Here is a 22,834-nt window from a genome sequence, read left to right on the forward strand (position 1 = left end):
ATCAAACATATTAAAAATGACAAAGTCAGAATTTAGATACGCACATCATCCAGAAGATGTAAAAAAATATACGACCAGCGAATTACGAGAACATTTTTTGATTCCTGAGTTATTTGTAAAAAACGAGATAAACCTTACCTATACAATGTATGACCGCTATATTGTAGGTGGTGCATTTCCTGTAGATAAAGCTTTGAAATTAGAAGCTATTGATGAACTCAAAGCTGAGAACTTTTTAGATCGTCGTGAATTGGGTGTAATCAATGTAGGGGGAAAAGGCAAAGTGACTGTAGATGGGGAAACTTATGAACTAGGTCACTGCGAAGCTATTTATGTAGGTAGAGGAGCTAAAGATGTTGTTTTTGAAGCAACTAAAGAGCAACCGTATTTCTATATCAATTCGGCTCCAGCTCACAAATCTTATCCTACAAAAAAAGTTGCTAAAGCTGATGCAGAAGTTGTTGAATTAGGTGATACAAAAACATCTAACAAACGTGTGATTAATAAATTACTCGTTAATAGTGTTGTTGAAACTTGTCAACTTCAAATGGGAATGACAGAGCTTCAGGAAGGAAATGTATGGAATACTATGCCTCCGCACACGCACGATCGCCGTATGGAAGTTTATTTTTATTTCGATTTAGAAGAAGGTCAGTCTATTAGTCACTTTATGGGGCAACCTCACGAAACACGTCATATTTTTATGAAAAATCATCAGGCGGTAATTTCTCCGGAATGGTCTATTCATGCTGGTGCAGGAACTTCAAATTATACCTTTATTTGGGGTATGGCTGGTGAAAACCTAGACTATGGTGATATGGATAAAGTAACTCCAGACGAATTAAAATAGAAAAATCATGAGTTTATTTAGTTTAGAAGGAAAAACAGCATTAGTTACCGGGTGTAAGCGTGGTATTGGTTTTGCAATGGCAGAAGCTTTAGCAGAAGCCGGAGCAAATATTCTTGGGGTTTCGGCATCGTTAGAAACTTCAGGATCAGCTATAGAAAAAGCAGTAGAAGCAACTGGTAAACCTTTCAAGGGATATCAGTGCGATTTTTCAGATCGTAAATCGCTTTATGCTTTTATTGAAAAAGTAAAATCAGAAAATCCTACTATAGATATTCTAGTAAATAACGCAGGTACAATTTTACGTGCACCGGCAGCAGAACACAGCGATGAATATTGGGATAAAGTGATTGAAGTTAATCAGAACGCTCAGTTTATTTTGAGTCGTGAGCTAGGTAAAGAAATGATTAAAAGAGGCAGTGGTAAAGTCATATTTACTGCTTCTCTTTTAACTTTTCAAGGTGGAATCACTGTTCCGGGATATGCAGCTTCTAAAGGAGCTATCGGCCAGTTAACCATGGCGTTGTCTAACGAATGGGCAGGGAAAGGTGTGCAGGTAAATGCTATCGCTCCGGGTTATATTGCTACAAACAATACCGAAGCTTTACGCGATGATCCAGATCGCAATGCTTCTATTCTTGCCAGAATTCCGGCAGGAAGATGGGGTAAACCAGAAGACTTTAAAGGGCCGATTACATTCTTAGCTTCTAAGGCTAGCGATTATATAAGTGGTACTGTTATGACGGTAGATGGCGGTTGGATGGGTAGATAATTAAAATCTACTTAGCAAAAAAATAGAATAATTGGTATAAATAGACATGTGAAAAGTAAAACAGATATTCAAGCTCTACAGTGAGGGCGTAAGCAAGAGGCAGATAAGTTCAAGGTTAGGTCTATTACGCAACACCATTAGCAAATACATTGCCTTTTAACTTACCAAGTTTCTATTGCATGCCCTTTTCGGTTATGGTGTGAGTTGAGTATTCATAATTTATTTTGGTGAAACCTTTCTGCTGTGATATTAGATTAACGTGAGTTTCGATGTAAGCATAAAATTATTGAACAGACTATCAATAATTTAATCCAGGTTGTCAGGTTGAGTACTTCGGTAAACAGAGCACAGGCTCTATAGAAACCCATTTAAATAGCAGGATTTAAAGACCTTTCGACTATAGTTTATCTTGAGTACTTCGACTTCAGTATAAACTATAGTCGAAAGGCTCAAGGCGACAAATCGTATAATTAGCGAATTTATTGTTAAAAACTCCCTTGCCTGCCTGTCGGCAGACAGGTTTTAAATCGAACTCACGTTAGATTAGCATTTTATATTTACTCTTATTAATCAGATAAAATTTTAAGAACAACCAGAGGGTTTAGGTCAAATAGTTTGACTGTTAAGCTTTTAGGTTTATATTGCTCATCAGTCCTAATACTGTTTGTTTTTGATAGAATTGTCCTTCGCTCTTTATTGTCTTTAAAATGATATCAATGGCATTCTCGCATTTAATAGATTGGTTGTCTTAACAATTTAGCATTAAAAAAGAGCACATTACATAAACATATTTACCTTGTACTAATTCTTTTTTAGAATAAAAAGTGTTCATAGTATATTTAACAGTTTGTTTAAATCGTTAATGTTTTTATAATCAAATCGTAACCTACTAAAAGTAGCATGAATTTGTATAGAAAGTAATTTTGGGTTCTCTCTAAACCATTAATTATTTAAAACAAATCATGACTAAAAAATTACTTTTATTAAGTGTGTTACTCTCATTGTTTATGAGCTTTGAAGTTCATGCACAAATTACAATACCGGGAGATTCTTTAGTGTACGGACCTATGTTTAGTCCTACCTATAATAACTCGGTACGTGTATGGATGCTAACTAAGAACAATACTGGGTCTGGCGATGCGCTTTCGCTATCGTTTACAGCTTCAGGCAGCCCTTCAACAGAAATAACGGGTTCTGTTTACAACTCAGACTCAAGGTTAGAGTACAACCTTCGTTCCTTTGAATTTACAGGATTAACACCTGGAGAAGCCTATACGGCTAAACTACTCGTCAATGGAACGGCTTCCAATCGTGTAAGTACCATAACCAATGAAGCCGATATTATTGATGACTTTGAATTTTTATCTGGAGGATGTGGTAGAATATACGACCTAACACGTTGTATAGACCAACCGGAATCACAGTTTCATATTAATGGAACTCCAGAGATGTTTAATGTTATGGCTACCGAAGGCAGCGATATGATGATCTGGCTTGGCGATGCCACATATCTGCTAGGGCTTCAGCATGCCATGGGGCAATGCCCAGATGGTGTAGACGACTGGGCCAATAAAGATATGGCTTTTGATAGGTACCGCTTTCAAAGAGATTATCACGATAGCTTAACAGTGGCAATGCCACAACTGGCTATTACAGATAACCACGATTTGGGCCCTAACGAGTTCAATAAAACCATGCCTACTATATCCGAGATGAGGGAAATCTTTATGGATTGGTGGCCAAACCCTGAATATAATAGCACTACAGAAGGACAAGGGTTACACTCTTCGTATGTTTATAAAGATGTAGAATATTTCCTTACAGATAACCGCAGCTACAGAGATGGTACTGCAGACCACTTTGGTCCAGAACAATTAGATTGGTTAAAACAAGGACTTTTAAACTCTACAGCTACATTCAAGGTCATTATTAATGGCACTCCAACCTTTACACCCGTTGGAGGAAGAAACTTTAGTGTAAGTAACCAAGCAGACGATTTTTTTAACTTTATACAGGACAATAACATTAATGGCGTATTGTCTTTAAGTGCCGATATTCATGAGCAACGTTTCATGGTACGCGATGGGGATACAAAATATCCGTTGTACGATATTTTATCGGGTAATATAAATTCTGATGTAGGTAGCGGTAATTACAATATCCAATACGATAGCAGTAATATTATTCAAGGTGTTAAACAAACGTATTTACGAATAAATGTATATGGCGATATAGATGACCGTAGAATGAAAGTAGAGTATGTTGACGAAGTTGGGCAACCTTATTTTGAAGAAATTATCCACGAGGATATGCTTACCAGTCAAAATGCCGATGCATTTAAGCTTGGGTTAAACATAAACAACGATGTAGTAGATGCCTCAGGTTATACACATGCTATTAATGCATCCAATTATACCTTTGCTAACGATAGGGAAGATACTGCTAACGAAGCCTTGGTTTTTACAGCAGGGACATCAATAGATATGCCTTCAGACAAGGCATTAAATTTTCATAATCGACCATTTAGCTTAAAATTTTGGGTAAATCCAACAGCACTATCTAGTGGTGGATCAACCATTTTTTCGAATGCAGAAAACGGTGCCGGAATTTCCTTTGGAATATCCTCTGAAGGAAATCTAACATATACAGACCATGCACAAAACACAACTTTAGAAAGTACCTATAGTATTCTACCAAACGAATGGTCGTTTATCACATGGAAGTATGATAACGTAAAAAGAAAACTGTCTTTATATTATAATGGTTTTCTAATTCAAAATTGGACAAACGTCATATCTCCAGAAGCATCCAGTGCAGATATCGTAATAGGAAACAACTTTGAAGGAAAGCAGTATATAGGTCTTTTAGATGAGTTGCATTTGTATGGTAGGTTAATATCTGAAGAAGACATATTAACAGAAGCCAATGTTCAAACCAATAGAGGGGGCGTTTTAAAAGTGAGCGGCGGACAGCAAATGGCTATCCCTGGAGACGTTATAAACCCCGTTTTGAGCGATAATTTTACGATTGAATTTTGGGGGAAATTAAATTCAGACCCAGGAACAAACCACAAAATACTTTCTAGTAACGGAAGGGTTAACGGTAATTCTACAGGGCTATCGTTTGAGTTTCCAGATAGTAATAAGTTAAATGTTGTTTTTGGAACCAATGAATCTGGATGGAATGCCATAACCGAACAAGGAAACCCATGGAATGTTGGTGAATGGAACCATATAGCTTTAGTGGTATCCCATACCAATGGAACTATAAAATATTACCAAAACGGTAACCTAATTGCCGAAGGGTCTTATGGAGGTTATATAACAAATTCATGGGGGTTAGGTTTGGGTTACAGTCCTCATTATGGAAGCCCTGTACAGGCAGAATTGGATAACTTAAGAATTTGGGAAAAGGTTTTAACAGAAAGCGAGATCAAAGCCCACATGCACTATCCATTAGTTGGTAGTGAAACGGATTTAGCTATTTATTACGATTTTACACCAGTTACAGATACAGATACTAATATTGTTAGTAAAGGGGCTGTAAATTATGATATGTTATTGGATGGAGGTGAATTAGTTACGGCTACCTCTCCAATTGGCAATATAGGTGTCGATTACCAAACTGAAGTTTCGGGACAATGGAGTAAAAGTAATGACCTTAATAATTCAGGGTTATTATTACCCCTGCCAATAACAGCTTATAATAGCAATATTATAATTGGTAAAAAAGCGACAACTGGGTTACAAACCGTTCCAGGAATGACAGAGGTGTATTATGCAGATGGTGGATGGAAAATAGACCCATTGAATAGCCCGTTTGCAACGGTTAAAATCAATCTAGAAGAAAGCTTAGGAGCAGATGCTGCCTCAGTAATGAGTTTAGCTGGACAATATTATTTGGTAAAGGAAGATGAGGATACCAATACATTTTCAATAGTGACAGATGGTAGTTTTGATGGCGCTAATGTCACGTTTTATAATGCTAATTTAGAGGAGGCTATTTATTACCTTGCTTGGGAAGAAGGAAACTTTGTTTCTGGTAGAGGTGGTGCACTATCGCTTACAGGAGGCCATCAAGTGCATATTCCTTCATCTACTATTGAAAGCATTTTAGCCAACGATGTTACCATAGAATTCTGGGTAAATGTAACCCAAGACCCTGGAAACAACGATAAGTTATTATCAAATCACGGTAGAATCGATGGTAATTCAACAGGGTTTTCTTTAGAGATGCCAGATAATAACTCGGTAAGTGCGGTATTTGGTACAAATACAGGTGGTTGGAATGCAGTAAACTCCAGTGATGCACTTATAATAGGTGAATGGAACCATATAGCGGTTACGGCTTCACCAGGCGGAGAAATTAAATTGTACATTAATGGTGGGTTAAAAGGAACCAGTGCTTTTGGCTCTTATGCACCTAATAGTACATGGGATTTTGCTTTAGGGAATAGTATTAATTATGGTGGACAAACATATTCTATAATGGATGAGTTCCGAATTTGGTCTGAGGTAAGAACCCAAGAGCAAATCAATGAAAACATGCATAAGATATTGGATTTAGATGATAACGCTCTAGAGTTTCATTTTACTTTTGGCCAAGATGATACAGCAACCTTGGAAAATGGTGGAGTAGCGACAGATGTAATAACTTATACCAACGCTTCTATTATAGATGCTACATCGCCAATAGCTATTGCAGATACTAATTTAGATGATGCTGTATCCGCAAGTTGGAGTTTTACCAATGAGGAAACCAACGGGATGTTTATTGGCGAGAATATTACCAGTTTTACACAAAACACAGTATTTGTACGCCATACAGATAATACTATAGCAGATTTGCCGAACACGATAGAAGACACTAAATATGTTATGGGTGGATGGCACGTTAATGCATTAAACATGGCAACTGCCAATGTATCTATAGATTTAGCCTCTGTGTTCGATAATGTTAACTTGGTAAATGCCACGGTCTCTAGTTATATCTTAATAAAAGGAGATCCAGAATCAACGTATCAAGTTGTTACCACAGGAACAGAAACAGATGGAGTCGTTACGTTTTCAGGTGTAAGCTTGGATTTAGGAAATTATTATTTGGCTTATGAGATTGATACTTCCGCAGCTATTCTAGCGCAAGGTGGTGCCTTGGATTTAACAGGCGGACATGAAGTTTACATTCCAAAAGATGGTGTTAATACAGCACTTTCAGGTGAGTTTACAATAGAGCTTTGGGGACGTTTAAACCAAACAGCAGGCGGGAATACAAAACTTGTTGGGTTCTCTAACTTTGGTGGTGGCGAACATGGTTGGGAAATGGAATTCCTTAACAATCAAACGTTACAAACTATTACAGGGAACGGTCCTTCCGGGGGATGGAATTCCTTAAATTCTTCACATTCTTGGAATGTAGGCGAATGGAACCATGTGGCTGTAACATTTGTTCCTAATGGGGAATTTAAATTTTATGTGAACGGAGAATTGGCAGATAGTATGTCGGTTGGGTTATTTTATGACTGTGCCAACGATTTAGCTCTAGGCAAAAACATGGCCAACAATGCACCAACCAATGCATCTATTGACGAATTTAGAATTTGGACAAAAGCTAAAACGCAAGAAGAGATACAGGACGACATGTATCTTACCATCACAGCACCAACTACAGATTTGGTATACAATTACACATTTAACCAAGATGATACAGGAACTTTAATAGATTCTGGGTCTAACATGGTAGATGTAGCTTATACCAACGCTACTATTATTCCAGCTACGGGTCCCATTAGGGATATGCAAGCACCTTTTAGAAATAAAGTAAAAGGTAACTGGAGTGTAATGAATGATGCTGGAAATGGTGTGTATATTCAGGATGCTATAACAGATTTTAATACAAATGTGGTTATTGGGCAAGAAACTATAGGAACCATAGAACATGTTTTAGGCGATGTAAATAACCAAACATTGTATTTAAACAGCCGTTGGAAATTTGATCCTTTATTTTTGGAAAATGGAACGCCTAAAGTAGACCTTGCCAATATTTTTGACAACTTAAATGATGTTGATCTTATTGCATCAGATTACTATTTGTTAACAGGAGATCCATCCATTCAAGTAGATGTACTGGCCACAGGAACAAAAGATGGAACCGTAGTAACCTTTACAGAAATTCCATTAGAGGACACTATGGTATATTTGGCTTGGGACAATATTTCTGAATATCAGAACGGAACATTCCCAATAGCAGAACAAGGTCTTTGGAAATACAATGACACAGGTGCAGACTTAGGAACTACATGGAAAGATAATAGCTACGACGATAGTGCTTGGGCATTTGGAAATTCAATTTTAGGGTACGGTGATGGTGTAGAAAGTACCACATTGGATTTTGGAGCAGATGCTAACAATAAATACCCAACATACTATTTAAGACATACATTCGATGTGGCAGATGCTTCACAATACGGAAACTTGGTATTCAATGTCATGAGAGACGATGGTGTAGTAGTATATGTTAACGGTGTAGAAGCTTTTAGAATGAATATGCCAGAGGGATCTATTACGTATAATACGTATGCGTCTTCAGCAGTGGCAGGATCAGATGAATCTGCTTGGAACGAAATAGTTACAACAAACCTATTACAGGATGGTGAAAATGTCATTGCTGTAGAACTGCACCAAGCAGATGCAACGAGCTCAGATTTGCGTTTCGATATGCGAGTAGATTACCAATTGCCAGCTATAGACATTGCAGATTTTCCATTACCTAAAGATCAAGAATGGTACTATTTTGATAAAGGAACCAGTTTGGATGCAGAAACTTGGTCGGAAGCATCTTACGATGTATTGAACTGGGATAGAGGCTTTGCTCCTTTTGGATATGGAGATCCTGTAAACACAGAGATTTCTTATGGACCAGATTCCAGTAACAAATACATTACCTCTTATTTTGTAAAAGATATTAATGTAGATATAAGCGCACTTACCGATATGGTTGAGTTCGGATTACGTCGAGACGATGGCGCCATTGTATATGTAAACGGAGTAGAGGCGTTCAGAATGAATTTACCGGCAGGACCTGTAGATTACTTGACAACTGCACCTTCGGCTATGGGTGGAATAGATGAGAATATCTATTTTATTGCTGAAGTACCTAAAACAGCATTTGTTGATGGCGTAAACAGAATTGCTGTAGAGATTCATCAGCAATCTGGAACCAGCTCAGACCTTCGATTCGATATGTATGCTAAAAATATAGAAGACTTATCGGTAGATTGTACAAACCCACACATAGGTTGTTTTACATCTATAGAGCCAACAGGTCAAACAAATAACTTGATTATTTCTGAAGCGCATCAATTTCAATTAATCTTCAAACAAGGAGATGCTTATACTATTGGAGGTGGAAATGTTCCAGGAAACAATGATTATACAGCCTATATTGGTACAGGAGGAAGCAGTGAACTTGGACACCTTGCTGTGAACCATGAAAATACTCCTGGAGGTGTTTCTATGGTAGACTTACATTTAGATACCACTACTAATTTATGGGTAATTGACGACAGCCAAGCAGTAGATTTATATAATACAAACTTGGTAACAACAACCAGAAACTGTTCAGGAGGAAGTACACCTTGGGGTACTGTGGTTACGGCCGAAGAGAGTACAAACTCTGGCGATGTTAATGGCGACGGTTACGAAGATGTGGGTTGGTTGGTAGAGATTGGCCCTGTAACAGCCCAAGTAATGGATTATGGCTCTGGCCAAGAGAAACTTTGGGCTATGGGTAGAATGAACCACGAGAATGTTGTGGTGTCTGCAGATGGAACAACAGCTTACTATGGTGAAGATGGCGGTACACACTGTGTTTATAAATATGTAATGGATGTACCTGGTAATTTATCGGCAGGTACGGTATATGTATTGAAATTGGATTTACCGTTATCTGGTAACGATCCAAGTTCTTCAACCGCAGAATGGATAGAAGTTCCTAACGATACGCAAGCAGACCGTAATAACTTAAATACCCTAGCAGCCGCTTTAGGAGGAACCAACTTTAATGGTGTAGAAGATTGCGAGATCAACCCCATGGACGGTAAAGTATATTTTACTGCTAAAGGTAGAAACCGTGTATATAGATTTAAAGATGATGGTTCTACAGTTTCAGAATTTGAAACCTTTGTTGGTGGGATGTCTTACGATTTAGTAACCCATAACGGAACTGTTTCAGAGCCTTGGGGAAGCGGAAATGATAACTTGGTCTTTGATGACAAAGGAAACCTTTGGGTTTGCGAAGATGGTGGTAACAACTACATTTGGGTAGTGCGTCCAGACCACACGCAAAGCATACCGAATATAGAGTTATTTGCTTCTATGCCTTCAGGATCGGAGCCAACAGGATTAACATTTACACCAGATTTTAAATACGGATTCTTCTCTGTTCAGCACCCAAGTGGTAGTAATGCACCACAGGAAGATGCCACAACTAACGACGTCACATTTAATGCGTCATCTACAGTGGTATTTGCTCTAGAGGATAATTTGGGAAGTGGTACGTTAAGTGTAGACCCAATAGCTTTAACAGAAAACGGCATGACCTTGTACCCAAATCCAACACATGGAGAGGCTACTTTAGTATTAAACATGCCTAACTCTAATGAAACCATAGACATTCAAGTGTATGACATCTTGGGAAGAAATGTATTAAACCGTAACGATTTAGTAACTACTGGTGGGCAACAGCAAATTTCGTTAGACCTATCTAAGGTTACTACCGGAAATCAAGTACTACTGGTACAGGTTAAAATAGGAAGCATCAATCAACAATTTAAAGTAATTGTTAGAAACTAAGATAGAAGCCTATTGAATATAAAAAAAGGGCTGGTAGTTAATGCTGGCCCTTTTATTTAATGAACTCATCTTGACTTTTTGTGTTTAACCGAAAATGAGATAAAATTTGTCCAGATGAGGCACTTTTAGAAAGGCATAGCATCGCTCAATGTCATTAAGTTAAGGCCGTAATGTCAGTCTGAGCGCAGTCGAAGACCTATTGGAGTTCTAGTTTTTATTAGCATTTCGACTGCGCTCAATGTGACAAATAAAGAACAAATTTCCTTAACTTAATGACATTGAGCATCGCTACGGATAATAAAAGTAACGAAATAAGGACGGATTTTAGCCATTTTTTAGGAAATAGAAAAAGTCAAGATGAGTTCAATAATAACTTAAACGATGTCTTTGCGTGAAGACCTATTTTTATTGTGTAAAATTTTATAAATGACATATACTGTTACCACATATACTGTTACCCATACTTTGCAAGTACTTTCATTATGCTTGATTATTGGTTTTTCTGCTAAAGGACAAAATGCCAACCCTATTGAAAAGCCTGTTTTTGGAAGTATTCAAGAGGCCTTACAGGTTAAAAACGCGACACAGCTAAACCTACGGGATCACCATTTGTTTTATGTTTCCAATGATTTAAAGAAGTTGAAATCCCTTGAGTTTTTAAACCTTATGCGAAACAACATAGAACAATGGGATTCGGCAATATTGACATTAAAGCATCTTGAGGTACTTAACCTAAAACTCAATGCTTTAAAGTATATTCCAGACGAAGTTTCTAATTTGGATAAATTGATTAGGTTAAACTTGGCGAGTAATAAAATATCGTATGTACCCCATACTTTAGGTGAGCTAACACAATTAAGATTTTTACACTTATCCATCAACTTTATAACATCAATACCAACATCTATAGGGAATTGCCAAGAGTTGGAAGTTTTAGAATTGGATAATAACCAATTAAGTCATTTGCCTGCTTCGGTTTCAAAGCTTTCAAAATTGAGGGTTTTGGATTTAGGGTATAACCAATTTAATGAGTTTGATGAGCCATGGACACAGTTACGATCTTTAGAAGAGTTGAATTTAGAATACAACCAGTTACAGAAATTTCCCGAAAGTATTAAGAACTTAAAACACTTAAAAACCTTAATGTTTAATAATAACAAGTTAGAATCGTTACCAGACGCTTTAGGTGATTTACCCGAGCTGGACTTGCTTATTTTATCGAATAACCAGATAAAGAGACTTCCTGAAAATTTAGAAGGGTTAAAACACTTAAAAACACTCATTCTCTTAAACAATCCATTACCCGAAAAAGAACAGGAGCGCATAAAAAGAGCGTTGCCCAATTGTAAGGTTTATTTTTAGTTATTCGTTGTAAAATGGATTATCTGTAAGTGCTTCCATAAAGGCGATAATATCTGCAATCTCTCTTTTGCTTAAGCCCAATTTATCTGGAGGTAATGTTTGGTTGGGTACTTCATAGTCCAATCCGTTTCCTGCTGCGCCACCTTCATTGTAAAACTTAACAACTTCTGTTAATGTATTATAGGCGCCATTGTGAAAGTATGGTGCTGTTAAAGCCACGTTTCTTACAGAGGTTGTTTTAAAAGAATTGGCATAAATATTAAAATTGTCAAGAGGAATACCATTTTTAATACGTCCAGCATCAGTATCTACCATAAGGGTTTCAGGGTGTTGTAAAATGCCCAAGACTTCACTTTCATTTTCTTGATATAAAGGCGGAACCAAGCCGCTAAAGGTTGGTGCGAAATGACAGGTCGCACAGTTAGCTTTCCCTGTAAATAGATTAAAACCACGTTTTACTGACTTTGAAATGGTCTTGGTTTTTCCTAAAACATATTGGTCGAATTTACTGTTGAACGAGCGCAATGAAATAATATATGATGCTAGTGCCGATGAAAACTGATATCTGGTAATCGTTTTGCTTTCATTCTTAAAAGTAAGATTAAAGTCTTTGGTATATGTTTCGTTGGTATTGATTTTTTTCAGAATTTCTGAAAAACTGGTATTAAACTCCAGATGGTTTGCAATAACATGCTCTGCCTGTTCTTCAAGGTCGTAGGCCCTTAAGTCGTAAAAAAATCGATCGGAAAAGACCGCATTAATAAGTGATGGGGAGTTTCGTGATACATGCTTTCCTTTTATACTCGCAGAAGATTTCGCCAATCCATCGGTAAAAGCCAATTTAGGATTATGGCAAGTAGCACAGCTCATACTTCCATTTTGGCTAAAGGAGGTATCATAAAACAACATCTCACCTAAAGTTTGCAAAGCTTTACTATCGTCTTTTTTCTTTAAAAGACTATAGTAGTAAGGGTTTAAAAAATCGGAGGCAAATATATTATCGCTGTAAGCATTCCAAGATGGTGTTTCTCCATATTTTTTTGCTGAAGAAGGTATTTCCAATTCCTTTTGAACTTGTAAAAGCGTTTTATAAAGCGGATTTATAAAGTCCGTTAAAAACGTTAACCGATCAAAACGCTCGAAATTAGTATTCTTGTTGAGGTAGATTTCAACATCTTTAAAGAGCGCATGAATAGCGCCTGCATTATAGCTTTGCCCAATTAAAGGGTTCAGGACTTCTTCAAGAGCTTTTAAAGCAGTTGAAGCCTCGGCAATGGCATTTAAAGAACCAGGTGTATCAAATCCGGTAATGCCTAACGAAAAGATTCTGATTAGCTCTAATCGGGCAGCTTCCATGATTTCAAAATCGGTTATATAGTTGCGTTTTTCAAAGGCAATTTTAATAGGCTTAAAATCGGCTTGCAATGTTTTGGAGAGCGTTAATATTTGGTCTTTCTGTTCATTGGCTTCATCAGAGAAAATAAGTTCGTCCAATATCTGTAAGCCCACAGGATCTATAACTTTGGTTTTGGTGATAAAGTGGCTTTTGTCCCGCTCATCCAAAGGTAAATTTTCTGCATACTCGTTAGGAGACACTACATAGTAACCATTATTGTTGGAAGTGTCTATAACTGGATTAGGATCTACATGTTTAAGTGGTGCGCCATTAATGTAAGCTTTTATATGTTCTGGGTAGAAATAAGCGACTATAAACTCCACTTTTTTATAGGCATTTCTAGTACTGGTTATTTGGGTTTTTAACTCTGAAATAGAAGAAGAACTGTTTTTAAATGCCAATGAAACACTGTAAAGTTTATCTATTTCTACATGAAGTTGATTGAGGTTGTCATTAATGGATTTTTTATAATCGGTTACAGTAATATATTGGGTATCGTAAGGCTTAAAACTACAGATAATAATACCAATAAGCCCTAGCGTGATTATAAAAGTAAAAGGTTTTTTTAGGTACATAAAAGAGCGGTTACATGTCTTTAGGAGCATCATTTAAAGATTTTAAAAAGGCAATTAAAGCGTCTTTTTCGTAATCGGTTAGGTTTAGTTTATCTGCCGAAAGCGTTTGGTTACTTACCGAGAGTCCTAATCCTTCGCCGCCACCTTCTTCATAAAAATCGATAACATCTTCTAAGGTCTCATAAGCGCCATTATGAAAATAAGGTGCCGTAAGTTCAATGTTTCTTACCGTTGGAGTTTTAAAGGATTTTCTGTAAATCCAGGCATTTTCACTGGTAATTAAATTGTCGTAGCGACCTTCATCTGCATCCAATGTTAAAATAGGGTCTTTGGGGTCTTTGGGAACACCTAGTATTTCACTTTCGCTTTCGCTGAAAAAAGGTGGTACCAATCCGCTAAAGGTGGGTGCAAAATGACAGGTGGCGCAATTGGCCTTTCCCATAAACAGGTTAAACCCATCTTTTATCCTAGGCTCTATAGTTGAGGTTTCGGAACGCATATATTTATCAAACGTACTATTATAGGAACGTAGGGACATAACATAAGCGGCCAACGATTTTACAAAACCGTCTCTTTGTAAGGTCTCTTTTCCAAAAGCCGATTTTATTTTTGCTTTATAATCATTGGAAGTATTGAGTTTTTCTAAAATGGAAGTGTAAGAAGTATTAAATTCTTTGGAATTAAAGATCACATGTTCTACTTGTTGCTCTAGGGTAAAAGCCCTCAAATCGTAAAAATACCTGTCTGCATATACCGAATTTAATAAGGTAGGTGCATTTCTTAATACCGTTTTGCCTTGAACATTACTAAACGATTTAGGTTGGTTGTCGGTAAACGCTTTATTGGGATTATGGCACGACACACAGCTTAAACTTTGATCGTTGCTTAAAATGGGGTCGTTAAAAAGCTGTTTTCCCAAGGCCACGATTTCTATATTGTTTTCGTCTTCTTTAAGTTCTGTAAAGAAATAAGGATTTAAAAAATCGTCAGAAAACATATGGTTGTTATCTGGATTCCATGAGGAAGTATATTTTAAGTTTTCTGTATCCTCTTGTTTGGATTGCAAATTTGCTAACCCACTATAGATAGGCTGCAAATGGTTTTTGTAAAAATATAGACGATCAAAATCTTCAAATACAGTATGGTTCTGTAGATACGTAATAGCACTTTCAAATACAGGAATAAGATTTTTAGAGGTTTTGTTTTTTGGATTATCCTCAATAAAACCCTTCATGGCCTGTAAAACAACTTCGGCTTCTGGTATGGCATTTAAAGACCCAGGCGTGTCAAAACCCGTTAACCCCAATGTAAATAGCCTAATCAATTCCATACGCATGGCCAGAACATTAGGGTTTTTAAAGTTGTCTTCAATCTTTAACCGCTCGTAAAGCATCGTGTAGCTGTTACGGAGTTTCGTGGTTAAGTAATATATTTTGTTACGTTCTTCGGTAACCTCTTCAGAAAAAATTAGTTCGTCCAATACCTGCAAGCCTTCGGGTTCTACTATTTCGGGTTGTGTTCCTGTACGTTCTATGTGCAATAATGGGGCACCATTAATATGGCTGTTAACATAATCGGTATGATAAAACGCTAAATAAAATTCAATTTTTTTATAAGCTAATCTAGCAGCGGTAACCTGTTGTTTTAGGGTATCTATACTGGTCTTGTTGTTTTTAAAAAGACGCGCAGTACTTTCTAAAGACATAAAAGCGATGTTAACAGCTTTGGTATAATTGTTAAACCTAGGGGATGTATAGTGTTTTTTGTCACTTTTTGAAACAGATAATAGCAAACAAAAAATGGTCATAGATAGTAAGAATAGACTATGTGTTTTTACTTTCTGGGTTAAAGCCATTAAAATGATTTTTTGAAAGTAAAATTAAATATCTGGCTAGGTAGAGGTGTTACTTTAACATTACTAAATTGTGAAACTAAGACTAGTGCCCATTAAATAGGCTGTACCGATTTTTGGATTTAATAAAAGATAAAGTAATATTACCAAAACAAAAAGAATGGGTTGATTTATTAACAATTAATAAAAAACATTAGTGTCCGACTTAAGACTGCTTCGCTATTAGAACCAAGAACAAAGACATGATTGTAACGGATCAAGAACAAAAGTTGTGTGTGCGAATTAATTTAAAAAGTCATACTCTAAATGAATCATGCTGTTTAATGATTAACTTTTCTTTGCTCGTCCAAAGAAAAGTAACAAAAGAAAGGACGCCCCTTCGTAGGAATTTCTTCTTTTGCTAGCGCTCAAGAAGAACCAAGCCCAAAACTTGGCGTCGCCCCATCGCTCCATCCTAGGCGGTGCTCCTGGTTTTCCAAGTTTTGGGCTTTATTCTTACGAAGGGTCTGGCTTGCCTCATGGTCTGTTCTTAACGATGATCTTGGAGTCTTCATCGAGAGGACGATTAGGACGTAGAAATCTGTTTTTTATAAACACAACAATTAGTCTTGATCCATTGTAACTAACAGACAAACAGAGACACCACTATTGTATTACATCCAGAAACCTAAATATTTCTTGATAGATTTAACTGGTATTAAAAGGAAGGCGTCTAATCTGTAATGCTTTTACAAATACTATTATAGATGGGCTTCAAATAAAAGTCAATAGTTTTTATTGGCCAACAATAAATAAAATTATAAAAGTTCGAGGTCATTTGGAGTCTAATTATTAGAAATTAATCCAAAAAGAATACCTTATAATTTATACTATTTGTGATACTGTATAGGTGATAATAGGGGGTGGATAATAAAATTCCAGAATGGTTTTATTAAGGATGCTTCCAATCTTTTGTTTTTATTTGGGCGATTGGCTTTGTTATTATCAGAAACATCGTTCTGCAATAGCTCTAATATCTTGACCCCAAATTTTTTTAGTCTATAAGGAAAGTTAAATTTCAGATATTACCATGCACAGAGCAAGTTAGGCAAAGGCATGGTAATGTCTGATATTGTTATGAATTTTTCTTCAAAAATGAATCTAATCGTTATTATTTCGTATTATAAATAATTTGATTTAATCGGGTAATGTAAATAGAGCCCATTCACTCATTTGAAAAAGACCGTCTCCATTATTTGCAAGGATGTCAAATCTATAATACTTGTAAGCTGTATTATTATTGAAATAAAATTCTCGGGTCAAGTTTCTTTCTCTAAAAAGTTCATCACTTCTTGAGTCTAAAGTATCCCAGTTTGTGCCATCGTTCGATCCTTGAATTTCCCAATCGCGAGGATCACGACTTGGAGCATCATTTCCAGAAGTAAGGGCATAATATCCTGCAATTACAGCATCGTCAAATTCAAGTGTCGCCCAAAAAGGAGTGGAGTAACTAGCTAAGTATTTAGTGCCTAAATCGCCATCGACAAGTTTTGGCGAACCTTCTCCTGCATTGGGACCTCCGCCGTTTTCATTGTTTACGCTGATGGATCCCATAGCAGTAATATCAACGGGATTACTCGCTATTACTTTTAAAAAAGCACTTGCGGTCAAGCCTTCATTGTCTTGAGAGGTAATGGTTACTTCGGTCTCACCAGAACTTTTAGCAGTTACAGAAACTGATTGATCAGAATTCGTTTCTATATCGGCGATGTCTGGATTATTAATTTCCCATAAATACTCACGTTGAGGATCGATGTTAGGTTGAAATCGAGGAACGATATCCGCGGTTTCACCTGTAATCAGTAATATGTCTTTATTTTCAATATCCACTCCGGATTCTAGGAGTTGAGGAAAATCTCTCCGTCCTTCACAAGAACACAGAACTATAGCAAAAATGACAATAGCTATATTTTTAAATATATAAAATTTACTTTTCATTAGTTTTGGTTTTAGTTGTAGCCAGGATTCTGAACTAGGTTAGGATTAGCTTGTAGTTGTCTTAATGGGATAGGATAAAGCGTCCTATTTATATCGTTTGAAGGTGTGTGATCCCACCAAGCACTGGTCGTGAATTTACCAAAACGGATCAGGTCGGTTCTACGCATACCTTCAAATATGAATTCCCTGCCACGTTCGGCAAGTAATTCATCCATAGTTAAAGTAGAAGTGTTGTACATCTCTGTTGGCCAATCTGCGGCTGTAAAATAACGTACTTTACTTTGATTGATTAAATCTACAGCTTCTTGGTTGGCTACGCCACCATTTTTACGCATTATAGCTTCAGCTTTATTGAACAACAATTCGGTTAGTCTATAGATGACGTAATCACCTTCTAAATAGTTAGGGTCATCTATTTCGCCCGATCTGTATTTGTGGAATCTTGCACCGCTATTCTCTTCTCCATTGGTCATGGATCCTTCCCCTGTTTCACCTTGTGTGTTTTTACGTATGTTATTTACATAAATAAGGGGTTGGCCTCCATACTCTTCAGAACCTAAAATTGGAATTGTAGTGCCCTTTTCATATTGAGGGCCAAATAAAAACCATTCTTGTTTACGGATATCATTTTCTTTATACGCATCAAATGCCGTTGGGATTACAACGAAAGCATTATTCCCGGAAAAATCGACATTTAATGCAGCTTTCATATTTGAAAAGCCCATATAAAAAGATCTCCAGTCATAAGGAAAATCGTTTACTTTACTAAATGGAAATTGAAAAATGTTTTCTGGTGAATCTTCGTTCGTATTATTGTATGGCCCTAATGGATCTAGATCTAATTCCATAGTACCTGTTAGCGATCCACCTTCTCCATCTATCACTTTATCTGCATATTCAATAGCATCATCCCAACGTGGGGTGCCAGACCATATTTCTGCGTTTAAGTACAATTCAGACAGGATGGAATATCCTACGGCTCTTGACATTCTACCAATAAGTGTTGGAGATAAGGGCTGTAGTTTTTCAACATTTTCGAGCATTTCTTGCTCAATAAACGCAAAAACCTCATTTCTAGGCACAGTAACTGGGTCGGTGGGAATACCTACTTGGGTTACAATGGGCACATTGCCCCACATATCCATAATTTTCATATAATGATAAGCGCGTAGGACTTTTGCTTCGGCGACTATGGAAGCCAATCGCTCTGGTTCAACGCCGATACTTTCTGGGTCTACGGCCTCTATGTTCTCTATGGCCGTGTTAACATAGCCTAATCCCGTCCACATCAATCTCCAAGCATTGTTCAAGCGTCCTTCTTCTTGTGTCCAAGTGTGGTAATGTTGCCTAATATGGTCTCCATTATCATAGGCATGTCTTCCTTTTTGGGGCCAAGCAGTTTGATCGGCAGAAAGTTCGTTATGGTAATAATATGCACTTTGGCCTGACCAAGCCAGCCAAGCCTGCATGTGTGTGAATGGCCTTAAATTTGCCTGTATAAGTTCCAATTCTGTCTTGTAAAAATTACTTGCAGACAGTTCTGAATAGGTAGTTTCTTCAAGGTCTGTGCATCCAATTGTCAATAACAATACTGCAATTGCAAAGCTCATTTTTTTATAGTGTATCTTTTTCATGTTCTATAATTTAAAAATTAACATTGAGTCCCGCTGTAACGGTTACGGTACGAGGATAAAAGTTTCTATCATCTATGCCTGGATTGAGTCCTGTATCCTGTACTTCTGGATCCCTGCCTGTATATCCTGTGAAAGTGGCCAGATTTCTGGCACTACCAAAGATTCTAATGCCTGTAACTAGGCTTTTTTCAGGAAGTTTAAAGTTATAACCTAGTGTTAGATTATCTAATTTAATAAAGTCACCACTTTCTAAATAATAATCGGAATACTGAGGTGGTTCGTTAATATGACCATATTTCCCAACGGCAGAAGTTAGTACATTGCCAGGTAAGAGGCCAATATTTCCGTAAAATAAATCAACTGTATTTAAGATGTCATAATCAAATTTCCCACGTAAAAATATGGTCAGATCAAAATTACGATACTTAAAAGTATTTGTCAAAGAGGCGTAGTATTTGGGGAGTCCGTTCCCTATAATTGCTTTGTCTTCATCTGTCATTTCACCAGATTCTCCTATACTTCCGTCAGCTTTGTGAAACAACCATTTCCCATCCGAAGTGAATCCCGCAAAACGTTTGCCATAAAAATTACCGATGGGGCCACCTTCTGTATTTAAAATAGCATCGCCCAAATTACCTGGATTTCCTATATTTCCCCCTGGCAACTCACTTATAGAATAAACCTGATTAGATAATTTGGTCAACTCATTTTTCTGATAACTTCCTGTAAAGTTAGCCGTCCACGTAAAATCGCCTTCATTGATCACACGATACGTCAAGGCTAATTCTATCCCTTTGTTGCTAATATCACCCACATTAGTATAAATACGATCTTGTACAAAAGGTGGTTGAGGTACATCGTAATTTAAAAGAAGGTCTTCTGTTTTTCTGGAATATACATCTAAAGCACCCGTTAATCTGTTTGAAAATAACCCAAAATCAAGACCTACGTTAAATTCTTTTTTGGTTTCCCATTTAAGATCTGGGTTAGGGTTTTTTACAGGGCCGTATGTTTGATAGTATACCGGATCGCTTGTGCCTTCTGGAAATACAGGGTATTTACCTCCGGTACCTAAGGTTACTATAGACTGGTAGTTAGGAATCCCTTGGTTACCCGTAACACCATAACCAACTCTTAGCTTTAAATTATTTACAAAGCTCGCATTTTCCATAAAAGTCTCATCTGAAATGGCCCATGCCCCGGAAATGGCAGGGAAGTTGGCCCATTTATTGTTCTTTCCAAATTTAGATGATCCTTCTTGCCTGATAGACCCTTGTATAAAATAGCGATCTTTATAACTATAGCTTAAACGTGTAAAATATGCAATAAGGGTATTGTCTTCTTTAAAACTTGTGGGAAGTGGCCTGGGCAAGTTGATATCTGTACGGGCATTACCTGCCTCTAAATTCCAGTCTTTAAAACCATCCCCGGTAAAGCCACTCATATCTGTAGAATAGCGTTCTTCTGTAGAATATTGGTAGCTATAGCCACCTAAAATTTCCAAATTGCTATTCTCAAACTCTATTTTATAGTTTAGGGTAGGTTCAAAAGTTTTTGTGAAATCTAAATGATTCCCTTTAAAAGCATAGCCTGTTCCCCTGTATTGTTCATCAAATCTTTGAGCCCAATCCTTAGTGGATCTATAAACACGATCGTCCCAGGAATTTCTTTGGTAAGAAGCGAACATGGAACCAACCAAGCCAGGGATAAACTCATAGCTTAATTTTGCATCACCAGAAAAAGTAAATTGTTTTCTTTGGCTTTCGCGGAATGCATATTCTGAAAAAGGATTATATCCATTGTTAGGTTGATAAAAACCATGTCTACCAGGATTTTGAAGTTCACCTGGCGTATTACTAAATGGTGCTTCTATAGGAGCTGTTGGATTCCAATCGGTTACAATACCAAATTGTCCGCCACCTAAAAGATTAGCGTCATTAACGTTTATAACAATACTTGACGCAAAAGTTAATTTATCGTCTAATCCAGTGGAGTTAAAGCTTCCTCTCGCACCAAATTCTTCTCGTCCGTTTTCTTTGGCAATACCTTGTGCATCTCTGTAATATAAAGAGGCTCTAAAGCTACTGGTTTCAGATCCTCCTGAGGCTACAAAATTGTGGTACTGTGTTAAATTGGTTTTGTTTACCAATTCATCAAAAATATCAGTGGACGCTCCTAAGTCCTCTCCTGGGTCAATTATTCCGTCAGCGATTAAACCACGGAACTCTTCTGCATTTAGAAAGTCTGGTTTAGCGTTTACATAATCACGTGCTAAATAAGTCGAATAGTTAAAAGTACTTTTCCCTTTTTTACCTTTTTTTGTAGTAATTAAAATAACACCGTTGGTACCTCTTGTACCGTAGATAGCTGCCGCAGCCCCATCTTTAAGTACGTCAAAAGATTCAATGTCGTTTTGTTGTAGTAAATCTAGATTACCACCTGGAATACCATCAATAACAATTAAAGGTGCTAATGAACCAGTTAAAGAAGAAATCCCTCTAAGTTGAATGGCCACACCCGAATTAGGGTTGTTTCCACCAGCTCGTGTAATTTGTAACCCCGCTACTTTACCTTGAATCAAATCTAAAGCATTGGTAACGACACCTTGGTTGAAATCTTCTGTGTCAACTTTGGTAACAGCGGTTGATACAGCTTTTCGTTGCTGACTGCCATAACCGATAAGAACCACTTCGGAAAGAGATTCGATAGATTCTTCCATTTGGACATTAATAGTGTTACGACCGTTTACCGGTTGTTCTTGGGTAGTCATACCTACAAAGGAATACACCAGAATGGCGGTTTTGCTTGAGACTGTTAGGGAGTAATTACCGTCAAAATCACTAGTTGTTCCACTACCAGTACCTTTTTCTAATATGGTAACGCCAGGCAAAGGTAGGCCTAAGTTATCAATAATAGTTCCTTGTACGGTCGTGTGTTCTGATTGTGCGTTAAGATTGGAGCTTTGAACACCTAGTATTAACAGCAGAAAAAAAATCCCTTTTTTTAAAAAATTGTTCATTTGTTGCTGGATTATAGTTAGTTAATATATCGTATAGTTTGTTAATGGTTTTCATTGTACTATACGAGATGTTAAATCTACTAAAAGGATTTAGTTAAATAAATTTGATGTTAAAAATTAACAAAAAATTAACGTTCAGTTTGAGCACATCAGATTTAAAAGTTGCACGCTTTTAATAAGCCATAATATTGTTGATGAAAACAATCCTTGTTTAGGACGATTTTCTTTTGGTAAGAAGTTATACCAATTATTACTCAAAACAACCCGTATAATTTGTTTAGTTCACTATCTTTCATTTTAAAAATAGGTGTTCATGAATCTTCGATTACTATTTCGCTCATATTTCAATATAAAACATGTACTCAGCTTCCTGCCTGCCGACGAGCTACGGTGTACCCACAAATCATGATCTTCTGTCGCAGCCACAGATAAAAAGAACTCGCTCTATGTCCCTTGCTTTCTTGTATAGGTTTGCCGTGCCAGCCTCGCAGACCGTTTTTATAGAGAACTCAGGTCTCTCTGCTAGCTGTTGGAAAAATACCATAGAGCTG

The 22,834-nt window shown here is 37.0% G+C and carries 10 protein-coding genes; 4 read left to right on the plus strand and 6 right to left on the minus strand.

Translation table 11 applies throughout. From position 1 onward, the window contains the following. Window positions 1-16: 16 nt before the first annotated feature. From kduI to PQO00_RS16295, 4 genes are all read left to right on the plus strand, one after another. The gene (kduI, locus tag PQO00_RS16280) at window positions 17-850 is read left to right on the plus strand and encodes a 5-dehydro-4-deoxy-D-glucuronate isomerase (RefSeq protein ID WP_274185917.1); all 834 of its coding nucleotides are present in this window, start codon (window positions 17-19) and stop codon (window positions 848-850) included. A 4-nt stretch (window positions 851-854) separates the two neighbouring features. Next, on the plus strand, window positions 855-1,619 hold the full coding sequence (locus PQO00_RS16285; RefSeq protein ID WP_274185961.1) for an SDR family NAD(P)-dependent oxidoreductase: 765 nt from the start codon (window positions 855-857) through the stop codon (window positions 1,617-1,619). Between the two features lie 962 nt (window positions 1,620-2,581). Then, on the plus strand, window positions 2,582-10,468 hold the full coding sequence (locus PQO00_RS16290) for a LamG-like jellyroll fold domain-containing protein (RefSeq protein WP_274185918.1): 7,887 nt from the start codon (window positions 2,582-2,584) through the stop codon (window positions 10,466-10,468). Window positions 10,469-10,894: 426 nt separating this feature from the next. Further along, window positions 10,895-11,830: a leucine-rich repeat domain-containing protein gene (locus tag PQO00_RS16295; RefSeq protein ID WP_274185919.1), complete on the plus strand. Its 936-nt coding sequence runs from the start codon at window positions 10,895-10,897 to the stop codon at window positions 11,828-11,830. Here the strand turns inward: PQO00_RS16295 and PQO00_RS16300 are convergent, their stop codons facing one another. The 6 genes from PQO00_RS16300 to PQO00_RS16325 all read right to left on the minus strand — a co-directional run bounded on the left by PQO00_RS16300 (window position 11,831) and on the right by PQO00_RS16325 (window position 22,283). After that, on the minus strand, window positions 11,831-13,801 hold the full coding sequence (locus PQO00_RS16300; RefSeq protein WP_274185920.1) for a cytochrome-c peroxidase: 1,971 nt from the start codon (window positions 13,799-13,801) through the stop codon (window positions 11,831-11,833). 10 nt (window positions 13,802-13,811) lie between these two features. Then, complete coding sequence (locus tag PQO00_RS16305) at window positions 13,812-15,656, minus strand: cytochrome-c peroxidase (protein WP_274185921.1); 1,845 nt, start codon at window positions 15,654-15,656, stop codon at window positions 13,812-13,814. A 404-nt stretch (window positions 15,657-16,060) separates the two neighbouring features. Further along, a complete protein-coding gene (locus PQO00_RS16310; protein WP_274185922.1) occupies window positions 16,061-16,207 on the minus strand; it encodes a hypothetical protein in 147 nt (48 codons plus the stop codon). 622 nt (window positions 16,208-16,829) lie between these two features. Then, the gene (locus PQO00_RS16315) at window positions 16,830-17,630 is read right to left on the minus strand and encodes a discoidin domain-containing protein (RefSeq protein ID WP_274185923.1); all 801 of its coding nucleotides are present in this window, start codon (window positions 17,628-17,630) and stop codon (window positions 16,830-16,832) included. A gap of 11 nt (window positions 17,631-17,641) precedes the next feature. Next, a complete protein-coding gene (locus tag PQO00_RS16320) occupies window positions 17,642-19,264 on the minus strand; it encodes a RagB/SusD family nutrient uptake outer membrane protein (RefSeq protein WP_274185924.1) in 1,623 nt (540 codons plus the stop codon). 10 nt (window positions 19,265-19,274) lie between these two features. Next, window positions 19,275-22,283 (minus strand): SusC/RagA family TonB-linked outer membrane protein, encoded by a 3,009-nt coding sequence (locus PQO00_RS16325; protein ID WP_274185925.1) that lies wholly within the window; start codon window positions 22,281-22,283, stop codon window positions 19,275-19,277. Window positions 22,284-22,834: the final 551 nt, after the last annotated feature.

This window comes from Flavivirga sp. 57AJ16, from assembly GCF_028736925.1.
Taxonomy (GTDB): Bacteria; Bacteroidota; Bacteroidia; order Flavobacteriales; family Flavobacteriaceae; genus Flavivirga.

Coding starts and splice junctions, on each gene's coding strand:
- PQO00_RS16305 (WP_274185921.1), bottom strand. CDS start 15,656: ATGGCTTTAACCCAGAAAGTAAAAACACATAGTCTATTCTTACTATCT.
- PQO00_RS16300 (WP_274185920.1), bottom strand. CDS start 13,801: ATGTACCTAAAAAAACCTTTTACTTTTATAATCACGCTAGGGCTTATT.
- PQO00_RS16325 (WP_274185925.1), bottom strand. CDS start 22,283: ATGAACAATTTTTTAAAAAAAGGGATTTTTTTTCTGCTGTTAATACTA.
- PQO00_RS16320 (WP_274185924.1), bottom strand. CDS start 19,264: ATGAAAAAGATACACTATAAAAAAATGAGCTTTGCAATTGCAGTATTG.
- PQO00_RS16295 (WP_274185919.1), top strand. CDS start 10,895: ATGACATATACTGTTACCACATATACTGTTACCCATACTTTGCAAGTA.
- PQO00_RS16290 (WP_274185918.1), top strand. CDS start 2,582: ATGACTAAAAAATTACTTTTATTAAGTGTGTTACTCTCATTGTTTATG.
- PQO00_RS16315 (WP_274185923.1), bottom strand. CDS start 17,630: ATGAAAAGTAAATTTTATATATTTAAAAATATAGCTATTGTCATTTTT.
- PQO00_RS16310 (WP_274185922.1), bottom strand. CDS start 16,207: ATGAAGACTCCAAGATCATCGTTAAGAACAGACCATGAGGCAAGCCAG.
- kduI (WP_274185917.1), top strand. CDS start 17: ATGACAAAGTCAGAATTTAGATACGCACATCATCCAGAAGATGTAAAA.